Below are 21,470 nucleotides of genomic sequence, written 5' to 3' on the forward strand. Positions count from 1 at the left end.
AGGTGGCTGCATAGCCTGGAGGGTCTGGTTGAGCAGTTCAACCAGACAGTGCCGTTGCAGGCACCGGCAGGAGTCACCGAGGCCGATGTAGTGGTGGTGCTGCAGGCGTTGCTGGATCGGCATGCCATGTTGCGGGCCCGGGTCGAAGACGACGGTGCTGGCAATTGGGCACTGATGGTGCCCGAGGCGGGGTCGGTGGATGCGCGCGGATGCCTGCACACTGCGGAGGCGCTCTCTGACGAGGCGGTGGCGGCGGCCCGGTCGCGGTTGAACCCGGCCGCGGGGGTGATGTTGAGCGCGGTGTGGGCGGCCCCGGCGGGACAGTTGGTGGTGATCGTTCACCATTTGGCCGTTGATGGGGTGTCGTGGCGGATCCTGCTTGAAGACCTCAACATCGCCTGGGCCCAGCATCGTGCTCGGCAGAAGGTGGCGCTACCGGCTGGCGGGACGTCGTTTGCCCGGTGGGCGAAGCTGTTGGCTGCGCACGCGCACACAGCGGAGGTGGTGGATCAGGCCGAGGTTTGGCGACAGGTGGCAAGCACGCCTGCGGTGTTGCCCGCGGTGCGCCCCGAGGTGGATACGCTTGCCGCGGCCGGGCAGTTGTCCGTGGAACTGGATCCCGAAATCACCCGCATGCTGCTGGGTGAGGTTCCTGCGGCCTTCCATGCCGGGATACAGGACATTTTGTTGATCGCGTTCGGTTTAGCGGTGGCGGAGTTTTTGGGCACGGGCAGCGCACCGGTCGGTATTGATGTCGAGGGTCATGGGCGTCACGAGGAGTTGGGCGCCGATGTGGACTTGTCACGGACCGTGGGGTGGTTTACCGCCAAGTATCCGGTGTCGTTGAGCATGGGTGGGTTGTCGTGGACGCAGGTGCTCGCCGGTGAAGCCGTGTTGGGGACGGTGATCAAAGACGCGAAGGAGCAACTTCGGGCGCTGCCGGACGGCCTGGGTTATGGGCTGTTGCGGTACTTGAACCCCGAGGTGGACCTGGGCGGGTCGGATCCGTCGATCGGATTCAATTATCTGGGCCGATTGGGGGCCCCGGCGGCCTATGCCTCAGGTGATGTGTGGCGGATCAGCCAAGAGGGCGGGTCGGTGACCGCCGCAGCCGCCGCAATCCCGATGGCGTTGGCCCACACCGTTGAACTCAACGCCGCCACCGTCGACACCGACACCGGCCCGCAGCTGCAAGCCAACTGGACCTGGGCGCCCTCGGCGTTAGAACAGGCGCAGGTCAGCCGGCTGGGCCGGTTGTGGTTTGAGGCCTTGGCCGGGATCTGTGCCCATGTGCGCGGGGGTGGGGGCGGGTTGACGCCCTCGGATATCGCCCCGGCCCGACTCAGCCAGCAGCAACTCGACGACCTTCAGCGCCGCTATGACATTGCTGATGTGTTGCCGTTGACAGGCTTGCAGCAGGGGCTGCTTTTTCACGCCGGGATCGCCGAAGGTAGCGGTGACGACGCGTATGCAGTGCAGATAGATATCACCGTGACTGGTCCAATCGATCAGCATCGGCTGCATGAAGCGGTACACACGGTGGTCAATCGCCATCCCAATCTGGTAGCCCGATTTTTATCAGGGTTCGGTGAGCCGGTGCAGGTCATCCTGGCCGATCCGGTGGCGGGGTGGCGCTATGTCGAGCTCGACGGCGCCGGCGTCGAGGAGCAGATCCAGCAGGTGTGCGCCGAGGAACGCGCGGCGGTCTTTGACCTTGGCCAACAGCCGGCGTTTCGGGCGGCTTTGATTCGCACCGCAGAAGATCGGCACCGCTTGGTGTTGACCAATCATCACATCGTGTTCGATGGCTGGTCGGTGCCAATACTGCTGAGCGAAATCTTTGCCAGCTACCACGGGGCGCGGCTGCCCGCGCCTGTGCCATATCGCCGGTTTTTCAGCTGGCTGGCCGATCGAGACCGTGCTGCCGCTCTCTCGGCGTGGAATCAGGTGTTAGCCGGGTTCGAGACCCCCACTCTGGTCAGGCCGGTGGATCGGCTGGGGCTCGGGCCGCGCAGTACGGCATCGTTTCGGGTGTCTGAGAAGACCACCCGCGCGGTTGGCGAACTGGCGCGCTTACAGCAAACCACCGTCAACACCGTGCTGCAGGGGGCGTGGGCGCAGATCCTGCGCGGCTTGACCGGTCATGACGATGTGGCCTTCGGCGCTGTGGTCTCGGGGCGGCCAGCCGAAGTGCCCGGCGCGGACTCAATGGTGGGGCTGTTGATCAACACGGTGCCGGTGCGGGCGACCATCACCGCACAGACCACCACCGCGGCCCTGTTGCAGCAATTGCAAAGCGCCCACAACCACACACTCGACCACCAGCACCTGGCGCTAAGCGACATCCACCGTCTCACCGGCCACAAGCAGCTGTTCGACACCGCTTTCGTCTACGAGAACTACCCGACCGACACCGACGCGTTGTCAGGCACCCACCGATTGGAGATCGTCGAGTTCCGCGACTACTACCACTACCCGCTGGCCGTCCAAGCCGTGCCGGGCCCCGAATTGAACCTTCGCGTTCAGTTCCGCACCGACGTATTCGACACCGCCAGCATCGACGCCCTCATCGAGCGGTTCCAGCAGGTGCTGGTGGCCATGACCGCCGACCCCAACCGGCCGCTGTCGTCGATGGATCCATTTGACGGCGGTACGCGCATCCGGTTGGAGGGGCGGAACAGCGATACGGAGTCGACTCACCAAACCTCCCACTCCGACAACGGTCTCGCCGCCCCGGCCAGCCTGGTCGAGCAGATCCTTATCGACATCTACGCCCAAGTACTAGGGGTAGACCACGTCGGGGTCCAAGAGTCGTTTTTCGACCTGGGCGGAGACTCGCTTTCGGCGATGCACGCGATCAACGCGATCAACGCGACTCTTGATACCCGGTTGGGAGTGCGCATCCTCTTCGACGCGCCATCAGTGAGAAACCTGAGCCAACAACTTGACATCCATGCCAGCTCGGCAAGACAAGTCCCCGACCTCGGTACGGCCCGCGAACGGTAAAACCACCGCGGCGAGGTCACGCTTACGGTGACGCGCGGCTTTTGGTGTCATTTTTAGGTTGGAAACGCCGTCTCCGGCATACCGTACGAAAATGGACAACTTGCTCGACCTGGAGGACCAGGCCGCGTTTGGCATCGCCTTGGTGTCAGGAGTCACTACCGATCTGCAGTGCGTCTGGGTGTACAACCGTCCGGTCGACATCGAGGGTCTGCGGCAGTTCCACGCTCATCTTCAGCGGGGACGGTTGTCCCGCGGCATCGAACGGTCACCATTGCGGTTTGGCCGCCACCGCTGGGTATCGGCCGATCGTTTCTCGGACATGGAGATCGCGGCGCCGGGACCCCGGGCAGCGTTCGACGCCTGGCTTCATGAGCAGGCCACCACACCGCTGGATTGCGAGCAGGGGCCTGGATGGCACCTTGCGGTGATGCCGTTCACCGACGGGGGTGCAGGGGTCAGTTTGGTTGTCTCGCATAGTCTTATCGACGGCGTCGGGCTGGCCGAGGCGCTGACGGACGCGGCGTCGGGACGCCAGGATCCGATCAGCTGGCCGGCTTCCGGGTCGCGTCGGCGGTGGCAGGCATTGCGTCAGGACGCCCGCCAAAGTGCGCGCGACATCCGCGCTGTCGGCCCCGGCATGGCCGCCGCATCACGGTTGACGCGGCAAGGCCGGGATGTTGCCAAAGCTGCCGCTCCACAGGCTGCTAAGCCGCTTAAGCCGCCCGCCGAGGCCGAAAAATTCATCAGTCTGCCGACGGCGACGATTTTCGTGGATGCGGACGAGTGGGAAGCTCGCGCACAGGCACTGGGCGGGACCAGCAACGCGCTGCTTGTGGGAGTGGCGGCCCGGCTGGCTCAGCGCGCCGGGCGAGTCACCGCAGACGACTTGGTTGTGGTGAGAATGCCGTTCAGCGAGCGCGTCGCCGGTGATACCCGCGCCAACGCGGTCGGTGACGTCATCGTCATAGTCGACCCGGCACCTGCGACAACGGATCTGCGCCCGATCCGCGCCGCGGTCAAACAATCACTGTCGACTCACCTCGATATGCGCGATGACGAGCGGGCAGCGATGTCAATCATTCCCTTTTTGGCTCTGGTGCCTAAGCGGGTCCTCCTCAAGGTCGGCGGCGGCGCGGCTGGGGGCGGGGTGGCCTCATCCAATGTCGGCGTTGTCAACCCGGCCGCCGGTCGGGCCGATGGCACCGACGCCGACAACTTCGCGATGAAGCTGCTTCACTCGAACGTGCCGACGGCGATGTTGTACCGGAACGGCGGACGGTTGTTCTTGCTTTCCGGACAAGCGCAGGGACAGGTCTTTATCTCGGTGACTGCTTATCTCGCCGGTCGTCCCAACTCGAAAGATGGCTGGCGACAAGAACTTTTGAGCGTCTTGGATGAATTCTCGCTCACCGGCACGCCTCACGAAGCGCCTTTGAAGCATGCACCGGTGCAGGAATCACCCCGTCCCGTTCACGGCACAAGCGTTTGACGCGCTCTGCTGCGACTACGCGGATGAAGGCCTCCGCCGAGATGCCGCCCTGACCTCGTCGGGTGGCGGGATTCGCCCAGGTCTGTGCTTGCTCGGCGCGCGATCACCCAGCCGAACCCATCGTCGCAGGTCACACCGTCGAAAATTATCACCGTCGTACCCCTGCCAAGTGCGGGTTAGGTCACACTATGTACATTGTCCAAATTCCGGACAGGCCCTGTCTGCTGCATTAGCGTTTGGATCGGGTTTCACTTCGGTCGACTGTTAGTAATGAGGAATCGGTGGGCGTTAATCCGTTCGACGACGGCAGCTTTTTCGTCTTGGTCAACGACGAGGAGCAACACAGCCTGTGGCCGGCGCTCGCCGACGTTCCAGCTGGCTGGCAGGTGGTTCACAGCGAAGCAAACCGCACTGCGTGTTCGGATTACATCGAACAGCATTGGATTGATATCCGGCCGAAGAGTCTGCGCAACAGACTGGCCGCGGACCGAGCGTCCGCGAAATAAACCGTGAGGCCCGGGGGAGTTCGATGGCGCTTAATAGCGGGGTGTCGCTTCCGCTGACGCGGGGCCAACTGGATATATGGCTTGCGGAGCAAACTGGGCACGCAGACGCCAAGTGGCAACTGGGCGTTTTTATTCACATCGCAGGGCCGATTGACCCTGATTTATTCGAGTCGGCCATCCGTGAGGTGGTGCACGAGGCCGAACCACTGAGAGCCACTTTTTTCCAGGTGGATGAGCAGATTTACCAAAAGGTGGTCGATCATCCGGACGTTGAGCTTGCCCGCTACGATCTCACGAGCTCGCAAAACCCTGCGCACGACGCCTATCGGTTAGCATCATCGATTCAACGCACACTGATGCCGCTCGATGGCCCGCTGTTCAAATTTGCGTTGCTGCAAACACGGGTCGACGAATTCTATTTTTTCGTGTGCTGCCACCACCTCGTGGTGGATGGAATTGGCCTCGCCTTTGTGTGCCACCGAATCGCAGTGGTCTACAACGCACTTGCTTCCGGCGAATCGATTCCTCCTGGGTTTTTCGGGTCGCTGAATGATCTGATTGATTGCGAATCAGAATACGAAGCATCCAGCGAATATCTCGATGACCAGGACTTTTGGACGACCAATCTTGCGCCGGAAGGCGAAGTGCGTTCCCGGTCGATGCACGACGTGGGCGGGCGCGATCGGGATGAATCTTCGGCGCCGATGCAACTGGACCCGTCCGCCGTCGCCGGGATCGACGAGTTGTCAAAGACGTTGGGGATGCGCCGCTCATCGGTGATTACTGCGGCCTGTGCGCTGCTGGTACGCGGGAGCGACACCGAGGGGTCGGATGTGGTGTTCGATTTTCCGGTCAGCAGGCGGGTGCGTCCCGAGGTAAAGCTGGTGCCCGGAATGATTTCCGGGGTGGTTCCGCTGGTGTTCAAACCTTTGCCGGATGCCACGGTTGCTGATTTTTGTGAACACGTCGATACCCGAATCCGGGAAGCACTACAGCATCAGCGGTACCCGGTGCATGCTATCGAAAATAAAACGCGTCTCCGCGGAACCGGGCCAGCGTCGAATCGAGTAGCCGTCAATTTCATTCCGACCACGCATATGGCAGACCTTGCCGGTTCTCCCGTATCGGCGACTCTGACTCATGATGGCCTCGGGGATCAGTTCAGGCTGGTCTTTTTTAGGGACGACGATCAGCTTTTCCTCAGCACACCCGGCGCTGGGGAATTGTTTTCGAACTGCGATACGCGCGACTTAGTAACGCGGTTGGAACGAGTGTTTGTGGCGATGACCGCCGATCCGGGCGCGCAGTTGTCGTCGATGGACCTGCTGGGTGTGGGCGAGCATGTGCGCCTCGACGAGGTCGGTAACCGCGCGGTATTGAGCTTGGCGGCTCCGGCAGGGGTGTCGATTCCGGGGTTGTTCGCCGAGCAAGTGGCGCGTGCGCCCGACGCGTTGGCGTTGACCTTTGACGGCGACTCAATGAGCTACCGCGAGCTCGATGAGGCGTCGAATCGGTTGGCGCACCTGTTGGTTGGGCAGGGTGCGGGTCCGGGTGAACGTGTGGCGCTTGTGGTGCAGCGTTCTGCTGAGGCGATTGTGGCGATGCTGGCGGTGCTCAAGTCCGGGGCGGCGTATGTGGCGATCGACCCGGCTCACCCCGATGCACGGATTGAGTTCATGGTGGCCGATGCTGCGCCGATCGCCGCGCTCACCACCGCGGATCTGGCCGGACGCCTTGGCGGGCATGAGTTGGTGATCCTGGATCTCCACGATCCGCGCATTGAGCGCCAGCCCAGCACGGCGTTGCCGGCGCCAGCGGCTGATGATGTCGCGTATTTGATTTACACCTCGGGCACCACGGGGGTGCCCAAGGGGGTGGCGGTTACGCATCGCAGCGTGACTGAGTTGTTGGGGTCGCTGCAGGGCCTGCCCGATCCGGGGGTGTGGTCGCAGACTCATACGTTGGCCTTTGACGTTTCGGTGTGGGAGATCTTTGGTGGGCTGCTGCGGGGTGGCCGGGTGGTGGTGGCTCCTGATGCGGTGACCCGCTCACCGCAGGACCTGCATGCCTTGCTGGTTGACGAGCAGGTTGATGTGTTGACCCAGACGCCGTCGGCGGTGGCGGCGTTGTCGCCGCAGGGGTTGGAGTCGGCGGCGTTGGTGGTGGTCGGGGAGGCGTGTCCGGCCGAGGTGGTGGATCGCTGGGCGTCGGGGCGGGTGATGCTCAATGCCTATGGGCCCACCGAGACCACCATGTGTGTGGCGATCAGTGCGCCGTTGGCCCCGGGGTTGGGGGTGCCGATCGGGTCGCCGGTGGCCGGGGCGGCGTTGTTTGTGCTCGATGGGTGGTTGCGCCCGGTGCCGGCGGGTGTGGTCGGTGAGTTGTATGTGGCCGGTGGTGGGGTGGCCTACGGGTATCGGCACCGGTCGGGCCTGACGTCGTCGCGGTTTGTGGCGTGTCCGTTCGGCAGTGCTGGGGCACGGATGTATCGCACCGGGGATTTGGTGCGCTGGGGTGCTGATGGGCAGCTGGACTATCTTGGGCGTGCCGATGAGCAGGTCAAGATCCGCGGCTACCGCATCGAGCTAGGTGAAATCCAGGCCGCACTGACTCGGTGCGCTGGCGTCGATCAGGCCGTGGTGGTGGCCCGCGAGGACCGCCCCGGTGACAAGCGCCTGGTGGGTTATGCCACCGGGACCGCTGATCCGGCCCAAACACGTAGTGCGCTGGCTGAACGGCTGCCGGCCTATATGGTGCCCGCGGCCGTGGTGGTGCTCGAGGCGCTGCCGCTCACCGCCAACGGCAAACTCGACATTCGCGCGCTGCCGACGCCCGAATACGCCGCTGGCGAGTATCGGGCCCCGACCGGTCCGGTGGAGGAGGTCCTGGCCGGCATCTACGCCCAGGTGTTGGGCCTCGAGCGGGTCGGGGCTGATGACTCGTTCTTCGACTTGGGTGGCGACAGCATTTCGGCGATGCGGGTGATCGCTGCGGTCAACAAGTCTCTGGATGCCGGTGTGGCGGTGCGCGTTCTATTCGAGACGCCCACCATTGCCCAACTGGCACCGCGCCTGGCCCCTGGCGGGGATGTGTTGGCGCCGTTGGTGGCGGGCGAGCGGCCGGCAGTGGTGCCGTTGTCATTTGCCCAGAACCGGCTGTGGTTCATCGATCAGTTGCAGGGTCCCTCACCGGTCTACAACATGGCGGTGGTATTACGGCTGGGCGGACACCTGGATACCGCGGCGTTGGGTACCGCACTGAGCGACGTGGTGGCCCGCCATGAAAGCTTGCGCACGCTGTTTCCTGCGCCCGACGGTGTTCCGCAACAGGTAGTCGTCCCGGTGGAGCGGGCCGATTTCGGCTGGCAGGTTGTCGATACCAGCACATGGTCGACCAGCCGGCTACAGGCGGCCATCGAGGAGACGACAAGCCACTGTTTTGATTTAGCGAGCGAAATCCCCTTGCGAGCACAGCTTTTCCGCGGCGCTGAGGATGAACATGTGCTCGTGGCGGTAGCCCACCACATCGCTGCCGACGGCTTGTCGATGGCCCCGCTGGTGGCTGATCTGGGCGCGGCGTACGCCAGCCGATGTGCCGGCGAGGCTCCTGGGTGGGCGCCGTTGGCAGTGCAGTATGTCGATTACACGCTGTGGCAGCGCGCGCAATTCGGTGAGCTCGATGACAACGAGAGCACGATCGCCTCCCAGTTGGCCTATTGGGAACGCGCTTTGGCCGGGATGCCGGAGCGCCTGGAGCTTCCCACTGACCGGCCCTATCCGCTGGTGGCCGATTACCGCGGAGCCAGTGTGGTGGTGGACTGGCCGGTCGAACTGCAGCAGCAGGTTGCCCGGGTGGCTCGTGAGCACAACGCGACCAGTTTCATGGTGGTCCAGGCCGCCCTGGCGGTGTTGTTGGCCAAGATCAGCGCCAATTCGGATGTGGCGGTGGGCTTCCCGATCGCCGGGCGGCGTGATCCGGTCCTGGATGAGCTGGTCGGCTTTTTCGTCAACACCTTGGTGCTGCGGGTCGACGTGACCGGGGATCCCGCCCTCGGTGAAGTGTTGGCTCAGGTACGGGCGCGCAGCCTGACCGCCTATGAGCACCAGGACGTGCCCTTCGAAGCGCTGGTCGAACGGCTCAATCCGACCCGGAGCCGGGCCCACCATCCCCTGGTCCAGGTATTGCTGGCATGGCAGAACTTCGCCGGGCATTCCAGCGACCCCATCGCCGCGCTGGGTTTGGGTGATTTGCAGGTCACACCGATGCCGGTGGAGACCCGGACTGCCCGGATGGATTTGACGTTCTCCCTGGCTGAACGCTGGACTGACAGCGGTGCGCCTGCGGGGATCGGCGGGGCGGTGGAATTTCGCACCGATGTTTTCGACGAGGCCAGCATCGAGGTCCTGATTCAGCGACTGGAGCGCGTGCTGATGGCGCTGGCCGCCGACCCCGCACAACGAGTGTCGTCGGTGGATGTGCTGAATGCCGCTGAGCACGCCCGACTGGACGGGTGGGCTAACCGGACGGTGTTGAGCCTGCCGCCGGCGGGACCGGCGGGGTCGATTCCGGTGTTGTTCGCCGGTCAGGTGGCGCGTGCCCCAGATGCCGTGGCGTTGACCTGTGACGGCCGCTCAATGAGCTACCGCGAACTCGACGAAACGTCGAATCAGTTGGCGCACTTGTTGGTCGACCATGGTGTGGGCCTCGGGCAGTGTGTGGCGTTGCTGGTGGAGCGTTCTGCTGAGGCGGTCGTGGCGATCCTGGCGGTGCTCAAAGCGGGGGCCGCGTACGTGCCGATCGACCCGGGCCATCCCGATGCGCGCATCGAGTTCATGCTGGCCGATGCTGCGCCGGTCGTTGCGATCACCACCACCGGGTTCGCCGACCGGCTAGGCGGGTGTGATGTGGCGGTCATCGATGTCGTTGACCCTCGCATCGATAGTTGTCCGTCTACTGCGTTACCGGCACCAGCGGTTGATGACATCGCGTATCTGATCTACACCTCGGGCACCACCGGAATGCCCAAAGGCGTGGCGGTTACCCACCGCAACGTGACCCAGCTGCTGGCGACGCTGGATGCCGAGCTGTTGCCTCCCGACGCGTGGACCCAGTGGCATTCGCTGTCCTTCGACACCTCTGCGTGGGAGATCTTCGGCGCGCTGCTGCGTGGTGGGCGCCTGATAGTGGTGCCCGACTCGGTGGCGCGTTCGCCGGAAGACCTGCACGACTTGCTGGTCGCCGAACAGGTCACCGTGTTGACCCAGACACCGTCTGCGGTGGCGGCATTGTCGCCGGAGGGTTTGGAGTCGACGGCGTTGCTGGTAGCTGGGGAGGCCTGCCCGACCGAGGTGGCGGATCGGTGGGCCAGCGGGCGGGTAATGGTCAACGCCTACGGCCCCACCGAGACCACGATGGTCGTGACGATCAGTGCGCCACTGGTACCCGGGTCGGCGGTGGTGCCGATCGGCTCGCCGGTGCCCGCAGCGGCGTTGTTTGTGCTGGATAAATGGTTGCGTCCAGTGCCGGTGGGCGTGGTGGGTGAGTTGTATGTGGCCGGGCTCGGGTTGGCGTACGGCTATTGGCGGCGGACGGGGCTGACGTCGTCGCGGTTTATGGCATGTCCGTTCGGGCCCCCCGGGTCGCGGATGTATCTCACCGGCGATCTGGTGTGCTGGGGCGCTGACGGGCAATTGCGGTACCTGGGGCGTTCCGACGAGCAGGTCAAGATTCGCGGCTATCGCATCGAGTTGGGTGAGATTCAGGCTGCGCTGGCCTCCTGCGCCGGCGTGCAGCAGGCGGCGGTGGTCGCCCGCGAGGACCGTCCGGGCGACAAGCGCCTGGTGGGTTATGTCACCGGGACCGCTGATCCGGCCCAGACACGGAGTGCGCTGGCCGAGCGGTTGCCGGCCTATATGGTTCCCGCCGCGGTGGTGGTGCTGGAAGCGCTGCCGCTGACAGTCAACGGCAAACTCGACAAGAGGGCACTTCCGACACCTGAATACACCGGCGGCGAGTATCGCGCCCCGGCCGGTCCGGTGGAGGAGGTCTTGGCCGGCATCTACGCCCGGGTGTTGGGCTTGGAGCGGGTCGGGGCTGATGATTCGTTCTTCGATCTGGGTGGCGACAGCATTTCGGCGATGCGGGTGATCGCTGCGGTCAACAAATCGTTGGATGCCGGGGTGGCGGTGCGCCTTCTGTTTGAGGCGCCCACGGTTGCGCAGTTGGCGCCGCGCCTGGCCGCTGGCGGGGATGTGTTGGCGCCGTTGGTGGCTGGCGAGCGGCCCGCGGTAGTGCCGTTGTCATTTGCCCAGAACCGATTGTGGTTCGTTGATCAGTTGCAGGGCCCCTCACCGGTTTACAACATGGCGGTGGCGTTGCGGCTGGGCGGACGCCTGGATGCTGAGGCGTTGGGCGCAGCACTGGCCGATGTGGTGGCCCGCCATGAAAGTCTGCGGACGCTGTTTGTCGCTGCGGACGGCGTCCCCCAGCAGTTGGTGGTGGCCCCGGAGCGGGCCGACTTCGGCTGGGACGTTGTTGATGCCAGCAGGTGGCCGACTAGCCGGCTGCAGGTTGCTATCGAGGAGACAGCCCGCCATTGCTTTGATTTGGCGACTGAGAACCCTTTGCGAGCACGGCTTTTCATCCTCAGTGCGGACGAGCATGTGCTGGTGGGGGTGGTGCACCATATCGCCGCCGACGGTTGGTCGATCGCCCCGCTGGTGACTGACTTGGGTGTGGCTTATGCCAGCCGGTGTGCGGGGCAGAGTCCTGGTTGGGCGCCGCTAGCGGTGCAGTATGTGGATTACACGCTATGGCAGCGTGCGCAACTCGGTGAACTCGACGACAGCGATAGCCCGATCGCCTCCCAGCTGGCCTACTGGGAAGAGACCCTGGCCGGAATGCCGGAGCGCCTGGAGCTTCCCACTGATCGGCCCTACCCGGCCGTGGCGGATTACCGCGGGGACAGTGTGGCGGTAGAGTGGCCGGCCGAGCTGCAACATCAGATTGCCCTGGTGGCTCGTGAGCACAATGCGACCAGTTTCATGGTGCTGCAAGCCGCACTGGCGGTGTTGTTGTCCAGATTGAGCGCCAGTTCTGATGTGGCGGTGGGGTTCCCAATCGCCGGGCGCCGCGATCCTGCGCTCGATGAATTGGTGGGGTCTTTCGTCAACACGTTGGTGCTCCGGGTCGATGTGACCGGTGATCCCACCGTGACGGAGTTGCTGGCGCAGGTGCGCGCGCGCAGCCTGGCCGCCTACGAGCACCAGGACGTGCCCTTCGAGGTACTCGTCGAGCGGATCAACCCGACTCGGTCGCTGACCCGTCATCCGCTGGTACAGGTGGCGTTGGCCTGGCAGAACAATCAGCCCGCCAGGTTGAGTTTGGGCGATCTGCGGGCCACCCCGCTGTCGGTGGACACCCACACCGCGCGAATGGATTTGACGTTCTCGTTGGCTGAACGATGGACTGAGGCCGGCGAGCCGGCCGGGATCGGCGGGACGGTGGAGTTTCGCACCGATGTGTTCGACGCGGCCAGCATCGAGGTCTTGATCCATCGGTTCGAGCGGGTGTTGACGGCGATGACCGCGGACCCGAGTAGGCAGCTTTCGTCGATGGATCTGCTCGATGCGATTGACTACGCCCAGCTGAATGTGATGGGTAATCACGCAGCGTTGACCCAGCCGGAAACGGTGTTGGGGTCGATTCCGGTGGCGTTCGCCGCGCAGGTGGCCCGTGCCCCGGAGGCGGTGGCACTGCGCTTCGACGGCTCTTCGATGACCTATCGAGAGTTGGATGAGGCAGCTAATCGGTTGGCGCACACGCTGGTTGAGCGGGGCGCCGGTCCGGAGCAGTGCGTGGCGTTGCTATTGGAGCGTTCCGCCAAGGCGGTCGTGGCGATGCTGGCGGCGCTCAAGGCGGGGGTGGCGTATCTTCCGATCGACCCAAGCCATCCCGATGCGCGGATCGGGTTCATGGTCGCTGATGCCGCGCCGATCGCCGCGATCACCACCGCTGATCTGGCCGGGCGCTTCGACGGGCACGACCTGATGATCATCGATGTCGACGACCCCGCCCTGCGCAGCCAACCCAGCACTGCACTGCCAGTACCGGACCCTGACGATATCGCGTATCTGATTTACACCTCGGGTACCACCGGAGTGCCCAAAGGCGTGGTGGTGACTCACCGCAACGTGACTCAGCTGTTGGCGTCGCCCGATGCCAGTTTGCCGCGTGCGGGCGTGTGGTCGCAGACGCATACCTTGGCCTTCGACTCCTCGGTGTGGGAGATCTTTGGTTGCGTGCTGCGTGGTGGGCGGTTGGTGGTGGTACCCGATTCGGTGGCGCGCTCGCCCGATGACTTCCACGACTTACTGGTTGCCGAGCACGTCAACATACTTGGGCAGACGCCATCGGCGGTGGCGGCGTTATCGCCGCAGGGTCTGGAGTCCGCGACGTTATGGGTAGCCGGAGAAACCTGTCCGGCCGAGGTGGTGGATCGGTGGGCGCCCGGACGGGTGATGGTCAACGCTTACGGCCCCACCGAGACCACGATGATTGTGACGATCAGCGCACCGTTGATACCGGGGTCGGGGGTGGTGCCGATCGGTTCACCGGTGCCCGGGGCGGCATTGTTTGTGCTGGATAAGTGGTTGCGTCCGGTGCCGGCGGGGGTGCTGGGTGAGTTGTATGTGGCCGGAGCCGGATTGGCATACGGGTATCGGCACCGGGCCGGTTTGACCGGGTCGCGGTTTGTGGCGTGTCCGTTCGGAGGTTCTGGGGCACGGATGTATCGCACCGGAGACCTGGTGCGCTGGGGCCGCGACGGGCAACTGCGTTATCTGGGTCGTGCCGATGAGCAGGTCAAGATCCGCGGTTATCGCATCGAGTTGGGTGAGGTGCAGGCAGCGCTTGCCGCACTCGACGGTGTAGAGCAGGCGGTCGTGGTTGCCCGCGAGGAGCGCCCCGGTGATAAGCGCCTGGTCGGGTATGTGACGGGGACCGCTGAACCCGCTGCCGCGCGCGCTGCCTTGGCTGAGCGGTTGCCGGCGTTTATGGTGCCCGCGGCGGTGGTGGTGCTCGAGGCGCTGCCCCGGACGGTCAACGGCAAACTGGATATTCGCGCGCTGCCCGCGCCGGAGTACACCGCTGGTGAGTATCGCGCCCCCGCCAACGCGGTTGAGGAAATCCTGGCCGGTATCTATGCCCAAGTGCTGGGGGTGGCCCGGGTCGGAGTCGACGACTCGTTCTTCGATTTGGGCGGCGACAGCATTTCGGCGATGCGGGTGATCGCGGCGGTCAACAAATCTCTGGATGCCGGTGTGTCGGTAAGGGCGTTGTTCGAGGCGCCCACGGTTGCGCAGTTGGCGCCGCGACTGACCGCCGGTGCGGATGTGTTGGCGCCGTTGGTGGCTGGCGAGCGACCGCCGGTGGTGCCGTTGTCGTTTGCCCAGAACCGGTTGTGGTTCATTGATCAGTTGCAGGGGCCCTCACCGGTTTACAACATGGCGGTGGCCTTGCGGCTGGGCGGGCGCCTGAATGCCGAGGCGTTGGTGGCGGCACTGGGCGATGTGGTGGGCCGCCATGAAAGCTTGCGCACGGTGTTCGCCGCTGTTGATGGTGTTCCGCAGCAGGTGGTGATGCCTGTTGGCCGCGCTGAGTTGGGCTGGGACGTCGTTGATGCCAGCGGTTGGTCGGCTAGCCGCTTGCAGGAGGCTATCGAGGAGACGGCCCGGCACAGTTTTGATCTGGCGAGCGAGATCCCGTTGCGGGCACGGCTTTTCCGGGTTGGTGAGGATGAGCATGTGCTGGTGGCGGTGGTGCACCATATCGCTGCCGACGGTTGGTCGATCACGCCGCTGGTGGCTGATCTGGGTGGGGCATATGCCGCCCGCTGTGCCGGCGAGGGTCCGGGTTGGGCGCCGTTGGCGGTGCAGTATGTCGATTACACGTTGTGGCAGCGCGCGCAATTCGGTGAGCTCGACGACAGCGAGAGCCTGATCGCCTCCCAGTTGGCCTATTGGGAAAGCGTTTTGGCCGGGATGCCCGAGCGTCTGGAGCTTCCCACTGATCGGCCCTATCCGTTGGTGGCGGATTTCCGCGGGGACAGTGTGGCGGTGGAGTGGCCGGGCGAGTTGCAGCAGCAGATTGCTCAGGTGGCTCGTGAGCACAATGCGACCAGTTTCATGGTGGTGCAGGCCGCGCTGGCGGTGTTGTTGGCCAAGTTGAGTGCGAGTTCGGATGTGGCGGTGGGGTTCCCGATCGCCGGTCGCCGCGATCCTGCGTTGGACGAGTTGGTGGGCTTTTTCGTCAACACGTTGGTGTTGCGGGTCGATGTGGCCGGTGATCCCACTGTAGCGGAGGTGTTGGCGCAGGTGCGCGCGCGCAGCCTGGCCGCCTATGAACACCAGGACGTGCCCTTCGAGGTACTGGTGGAGCGGCTCAACCCGACCCGAAGCCGCGCCCACCATCCGCTGGTGCAGGTGCTGTTGGCCTGGCAGAACTTCGCCGGTGACCCCGTCGCCGGGTTGGGTTTGGGCGATTTACAGGTCACGCCGGTACCGGTAGCGACCCGCACCGCCCGGACGGATGTGACATTCTCCCTGACGGAACGCTGGGCCGACAACGGTGCGCCCGCCGGCATCGGCGGGGCGGTGGAATTCCGCACCGACGTGTTCGATGCGGTCAGCATCGAGACACTGATCGAGCGGTTGCGGCGAGTGTTGGTGGCGGTGACCGCCGATCCGGCTCGGCGGGTCTCGTCGGTCGACGTGCTCGCTGCCAGTGAACATGTCCGACTGGATGTGATTGGCAATCGGGCGGTCTTGACCCAACCGGAGGTGGCTTTCGGGTCGATCCCGATGGTGTTCGCCGCGCAGGTAGCGCGTGCTCCGGAGGCGGTGGCGATCAGCTTTGATGGTCGCTCGATGACATACGGTGAGCTCGATGAAGCGTCGAACCGGTTGGCGCACCTGCTAATTGGCCACGGCGCTGGCCCGGGGAAGTGTGTGGCGCTGCTGATGCAGCGATCGACTGAAGCGGTCGTGGCGATGCTGGCGGTGCTCAAAACCGGCGCGGCGTATTTGGCCATTGACCCGGGTCATCCCGATGCGCGCATCGAGTTCATGGTGGCCGATGCCGCGCCGATCGCCGCGCTCACCACCGCCGAGCTGGCCGGCCGGTTGGACGGCCAGCAAGTGACGGTCATCGACATCGACGACCCCATTGTCGACAGCCAACCGCGCACTGCCCTGCCGGTGCCGAAGCCTGACGACATCGCGTACCTGATCTACACCTCGGGCACCACCGGGATGCCTAAGGGAGTGGCGATCCCGCACCGCAACGTGGTCGGGCTGCTGGACACTTTGGATGCTGATTTGGAGCTGTCGTCGGGACAGGTGTGGTCGCAGTGCCATTCGTTGGCGTTCGATTTCTCGGTGTGGGAGATCTTCGGTGCGCTATTGCATGGGGGCCGGCTGGTAGTAGTGGCCGATGCGGTGGTGCGTTCGCCTCAAGAGTTGCACGCGTTGCTGGCCACCGAACAGGTCAGCGTGTTGAGCCAGACTCCCTCGGCCTTTTATGCGCTGCAAACCGCTGATGCGCTCGCCCCCGAGTTGGGATCTCAGCTGAAGTTGGAGACGGTGGTCTTCGGTGGGGAAGCCCTCGACCCGCAGCGTCTTGGGAGTTGGCTGGATCGTCATCCGGGGTTGCCGCGGTTGATCAACATGTATGGCATCACCGAGACGACGGTGCACGCGTCGTTCCGCGAGATCGTCGGTAGTGACGTCGATAGCAGCGCCAGCCCGATCGGGGTGCCGTTGGCGCATCTGGGCTTTTTCGTTCTCGACGGGTGGTTGCGTCCGGTGCCGACGGGTGTGGTCGGTGAGTTGTATGTGGCCGGCGCCGGTCTGGCGTACGGGTATGTGCGCCGGTCGGGGTTGACGTCGTCGCGGTTTGTGGCCTGTCCGTTCGGGGCGCCGGGAACACGGATGTATCGCACCGGGGATCTGGTGCGCTGGGGCCCCGATGGGCAACTGGAATATCTGGGTCGGGCTGACGAGCAGGTCAAGATCCGCGGGTATCGCATCGAGCTCGGTGAGATCCAGGCCGCGCTGGCCGCGCTCGACGGCGTCGACCAGGCGGTGGTGATCGCCCGCGAAGACCACCCCGGCGACAAACGTCTGGTCGGCTATGTCACCGGAACCGCCGACCTAGCCGTCGCACATAGCGCCCTGGCGCAACGGCTGCCGAGCTACATGGTGCCCGCCGCGGTGGTGCAGCTCGATGCGCTGCCGTTGACGGTCAACGGCAAACTCAATACCCGGGCCTTGCCGGCACCGGAGTATCAGGACGTTGATCGTTACCGCCCGCCGGCCAACCCCACCGAGGAGATCCTGGCCGGCATCTACGCCGAGGTGTTGGGTGTGGAGCGGGTCGGGGTCGATGACTCGTTCTTCGATCTGGGTGGGGATTCGTTGTCGGCGATGCGGGTGATCGCCGCGGTCAACAAATCTCTGGATGCTGGCGTCGCCGTAAGGGTGTTGTTCGAGGCGCCCACCGTTGCGCAGTTGGCGCCCCGGCTGGCAGCTGGTGGAGATGTATTGGCGCCGTTGGTAGCTGGCGATCGTCCTGCGGTGGTGCCGTTGTCGTTCGCCCAGAACCGGCTGTGGTTCTTGGATCAGTTGCAGGGTCCCTCACCGGTATACAACATGGCGGTGGCGTTGCGGCTGGACGGGCGCCTGGACGGCGAGGCGTTGGGTGCAGCGCTGGGCGATGTGGTGGCCCGCCATGAGAGTCTGCGGACGGTATTCGCCGCGGCGGATGGTGTTCCGCAGCAGGTGGTGCTTCCGGCTGAGCGCGCTGAAGTGCGTTGGGACGTGATCGATGCCGGCGCGTGGCAGGCCACCCAACTGCAGGAAGCCGTCGAGGAGACGACACGTCACTGTTTTGATTTGGCGGCCGAGATCCCCTTGCGGGCACGGCTTTTCACCGTTGCCCAGAATGAGCATGTGCTGGTGGCAGTGGCGCATCATATCGCGGCCGACGGGGTGTCGATGGCGCCATTAGTGGCTGATCTGGGGGTGGCGTATGCCGCCCGCTGTGCCGGTCGGGCTCCGCAGTGGGCGCCGTTGGCGGTGCAGTACGTCGATTACACATTGTGGCAGCGCGCGCAGTTCGGTGAGCTCGACGACAGCGAGAGCTTGATCGCCTCCCAGTTGGCTTATTGGCAGCAGGCTTTGGCCGGGATGCCGGAGCGCCTGGAGCTCCCCACTGATCGGCCCTATCCATTGGTGGCTGATCAGCGTGGGGCCAGTGTGGCCGTGGAGTGGCCGGTCGAGTTGCAGCAGCGGATACGCGCTCTGGCTCACGAGCATAATGCGACCAGTTTCATGGTGGTGCAGGCCGCGCTGGCGGTGTTGTTGGCCAAGTTGAGCGCCAGCTCTGATGTGGCGGTGGGGTTCCCGATCGCCGGGCGACGTGATCCGGTCCTGGATGAGTTGGTCGGTTTCTTCGTCAACACGTTGGTGTTGCGGGTCGACGTAGCCGGTGATCCCACTGCAGCGGAGGTGTTGGCGCAGGTGCGCGCGCGCAGCCTGGCGGCTTATGAGCATCAGGATGTGCCGTTTGAGGTGTTGGTGGAGCGGCTCAATCCGACCAGAAGCCGGGCCCATCATCCGTTAGTGCAGGTGTTGTTGGCCTGGCAGAACAATCAGCCCGCGACGCTGAGTTTGGGTGATGTGCAAGTGACCCCGCTGTCGGTGGACACTCACACCGCGCGGATGGATCTGTCGTTTTCGCTGGCCGAGCAGTTCACCGAGGATGGTGAGCTTGCGGGAATCGATGGAGCGGTGGAGTTTCGCACCGATGTCTTCGATGCGGGCAGCATCGAGACGCTGATCCAGCGGTTGGAGCGGGTATTGGTAGCGATGACCGCTGACCCGGTCCGGCGAGTGTCGTCGATGGATGTGGTTGACGCCAATGAGCACGGCCGCCTCGATGAGATCGGTAACCGGGCGTTGTTGAGTCTGCCAGCGCCTGCTGGGGTATCGATTCCAGCGTTGTTCGCGGCGCAGGTCGAGCGCGCGCCGGAGGCGGCCGCGCTGAGCTGCGATGGCTCGTCGATGACGTATCGGGAGTTGGATGAGGCAGCGAACCGGTTGGCGCACTTGCTGGTAGATCACGGGGCCGGTGCGGGGCAGTGTGTGGCGTTGCTGATGGAGCGATCCGCCGAAGCGGTCGTGGCGATGCTGGCGGTCCTCAAAACGCAGGCGGCATATCTGGCGATCGACCCGGGCCATCCCGATACCCGGATCGAGTTCATGGTGGCCGATGCCGCCCCGATCGCGGTAATCACGACCGCGGATTTGGCCGGGCGGCTCGACGGGCACGAGATGGCGGTCATCGACGTCGACGATCCCGCTGTGGACGGCCAGCCCGACACCGCGTTGCCGGCGCCGGCGGCTGATGATGTCGCGTATTTGATTTACACCTCGGGCACCACGGGGGTGCCCAAGGGGGTGGCGGTTGCGCATCGCAGTGTGACCGAGTTGTTGGCGTCGTTGGATGGTGGTCTGCCGCGCGCGGGGGTGTGGTCGCAGACTCATACGTTGGCCTTCGATGTTTCGGTGTGGGAGATCTTTGGTGCGCTGTTGCGCGGTGGGCGGTTGCTGGTGGCCCCGGAATGGGTGACTCGCTCGCCAGAAGACTTGCACGCCTTGCTGGTTCGTGAATGCGTCGATGTGTTGACTCAGACGCCGTCTGCGGTGGCGGTGTTGTCGCCGCAGGGGTTGGAGTCGGCGGCGTTGGTGGTGGTCGGGGAGGCGTGTCCGGCCGAGGTGGTGGATCGGTGGGCGTCGGGGCGGGTGATGCTCAATGCCTACGGGCCCACCGAGACCACGATGTGTGTGGCGATCAGTGCGCCGTTGGCGCCAGGGTCGGGGGTGCCGATCGGTGCGCCGGTGGCCGGGGCGGCGTTGTTTGTGCTCGATGGATGGCTGCAGCCGGTGCCGGTCGGTGTGGTCGGTGAGTTGTATGTGGCTGGCGGCGGGGTGGCCTACGGGTATCGCCACCGGTCGGGGCAGACCGCATCACGGTTTGTGGCGTGTCCCTTCGGGGATGCGGGATCGCCTGGACGGCGGATGTATCGCACCGGGGATCTGGTGCGGTGGGGCGCCGATGGTCAGTTGCGGTATCTCGGGCGTGCCGATGAGCAAATCAAGATCCGCGGCTATCGCATCGAGTTGGGGGAAATTCAGGCCGCGCTGGCCCTCCTCGCCGGGGTGCAGCAGGCGGTGGTGGTGGCCCGTGAGGACCGCCCCGGCGACAAGCGCTTGGTCGGTTATGTCACCGGGACCGTGGATGCGGCCTCCGCGCGTTCGCAGCTCGCTGAGCGATTGCCGGCGTTTATGGTGCCCGCGGCCGTGGTGGTGCTCGAGGCGCTGCCGCTCACCCCCAACGGCAAATTGGATACCCGCGCCCTGCCGGCCCCCGAGTATCAGAGTGCTGACCATTACCGCGCTCCGGGCAACCCGGTCGAGGAGGTCCTGGTCGGCATCTACGCCGAGGTGTTGGGTGTGGAGCGGGTCGGGGTCGATGACTCGTTCTTCGATCTGGGCGGGGATTCGCTCTCGGCGATGCGAGTGGTCGCCGCGATCAATACCGCGTTGGATGCCGGTGTGGCGGTGCGCGTGTTGTTTGAGGCGCCCACGGTTGCGCAGTTGGCACCGCGGCTGGCTGCTGGCGGACCTGGCTTGGCGCCGTTGGTGGCTGGCGACCGGCCGGCGGTGGTGCCGTTGTCGTTTGCCCAGAACCGGTTGTGGTTTATCGACCAATTGCAGGGTCCCTCACCGGTTTACAACTTAGCGGTGGGCTTGCGACTGGGTGGGCGCCTGAATACCGAGGTGTTGCGTGCAGCGCTGGGCGATGTGGTGGTCCGCCATGAAAGCTTGCGCACGGTGTTCGCCGCTGCTGATGGTGTCCCGCAACAGGTGGTAATCCCTGTTGATCAGGTTGAGTTGGCTTGGGACACCGTTGACGCCAGCGGTTGGCCGGCAAACCGGCTAGGCGAGGCCATCGAGGAGACGGCGGGCCGGCCGTTTGATCTTGCGACCGAGATCCCCTTGCGAGCACGGCTTTTCACCGTTGCCGAGGATGAGCATGTGCTGGTGGCGGTGGTGCACCACATCGCTGCCGATGGTATGTCGATGAGGCCGTTGGTGGCTGATCTCGGTGTGGCTTATGCCAGCCGGTCAGCCGGGCAGGCGCCCAATTGGGCGCCGCTGGCGGTGCAATACGTGGACTACACGCTGTGGCAGCGCGCGCAATTCGGTGACTTGGCGGATCGCCACAGTCGTATCGCCTCCCAGTTGGACTTCTGGCAGGGGACTTTGGCCGGAATGCCCGAGCGCCTGGCGTTGCCCACCGATCAGCCCTATCCGCCGGTGGCTGATCAGCGCGGGGCCACTGTAGCG

General features: G+C 64.7%; 4 protein-coding genes. All 4 read left to right on the plus strand.

The features are described 5' to 3' along the window. A partial coding sequence (locus tag AC5Y5W_RS24595; protein ID WP_500014012.1) for an acyl carrier protein occupies positions 1 to 3,006 on the plus strand: 3,006 nt, incomplete at its 5' end. Between the two features lie 91 nt (positions 3,007 to 3,097). Then, positions 3,098 to 4,495 (plus strand): wax ester/triacylglycerol synthase domain-containing protein, encoded by a 1,398-nt coding sequence (locus AC5Y5W_RS24600; RefSeq protein WP_500014014.1) that lies wholly within the window; start codon positions 3,098 to 3,100, stop codon positions 4,493 to 4,495. A 281-nt stretch (positions 4,496 to 4,776) separates the two neighbouring features. Then, the gene (locus AC5Y5W_RS24605) at positions 4,777 to 5,001 is read left to right on the plus strand and encodes an MbtH family protein (RefSeq protein ID WP_500014015.1); all 225 of its coding nucleotides are present in this window, start codon (positions 4,777 to 4,779) and stop codon (positions 4,999 to 5,001) included. After that, on the plus strand, positions 4,998 to 21,470 hold a 16,473-nt coding region (locus AC5Y5W_RS24610; protein ID WP_500022650.1), incomplete at its 3' end, for a non-ribosomal peptide synthase/polyketide synthase. The genes AC5Y5W_RS24605 and AC5Y5W_RS24610, both read left to right, overlap by 4 nt.

The sequence above is a fragment of the Mycobacterium sp. NGS51 genome, from assembly GCF_059812525.1.

What these genes read in the sequence shown, in the direction of transcription:
- AC5Y5W_RS24600 (WP_500014014.1), top strand. Translation starts at nt 3,098, where the DNA reads ATGGACAACTTGCTCGACCTGGAGGACCAGGCCGCGTTTGGCATCGCC.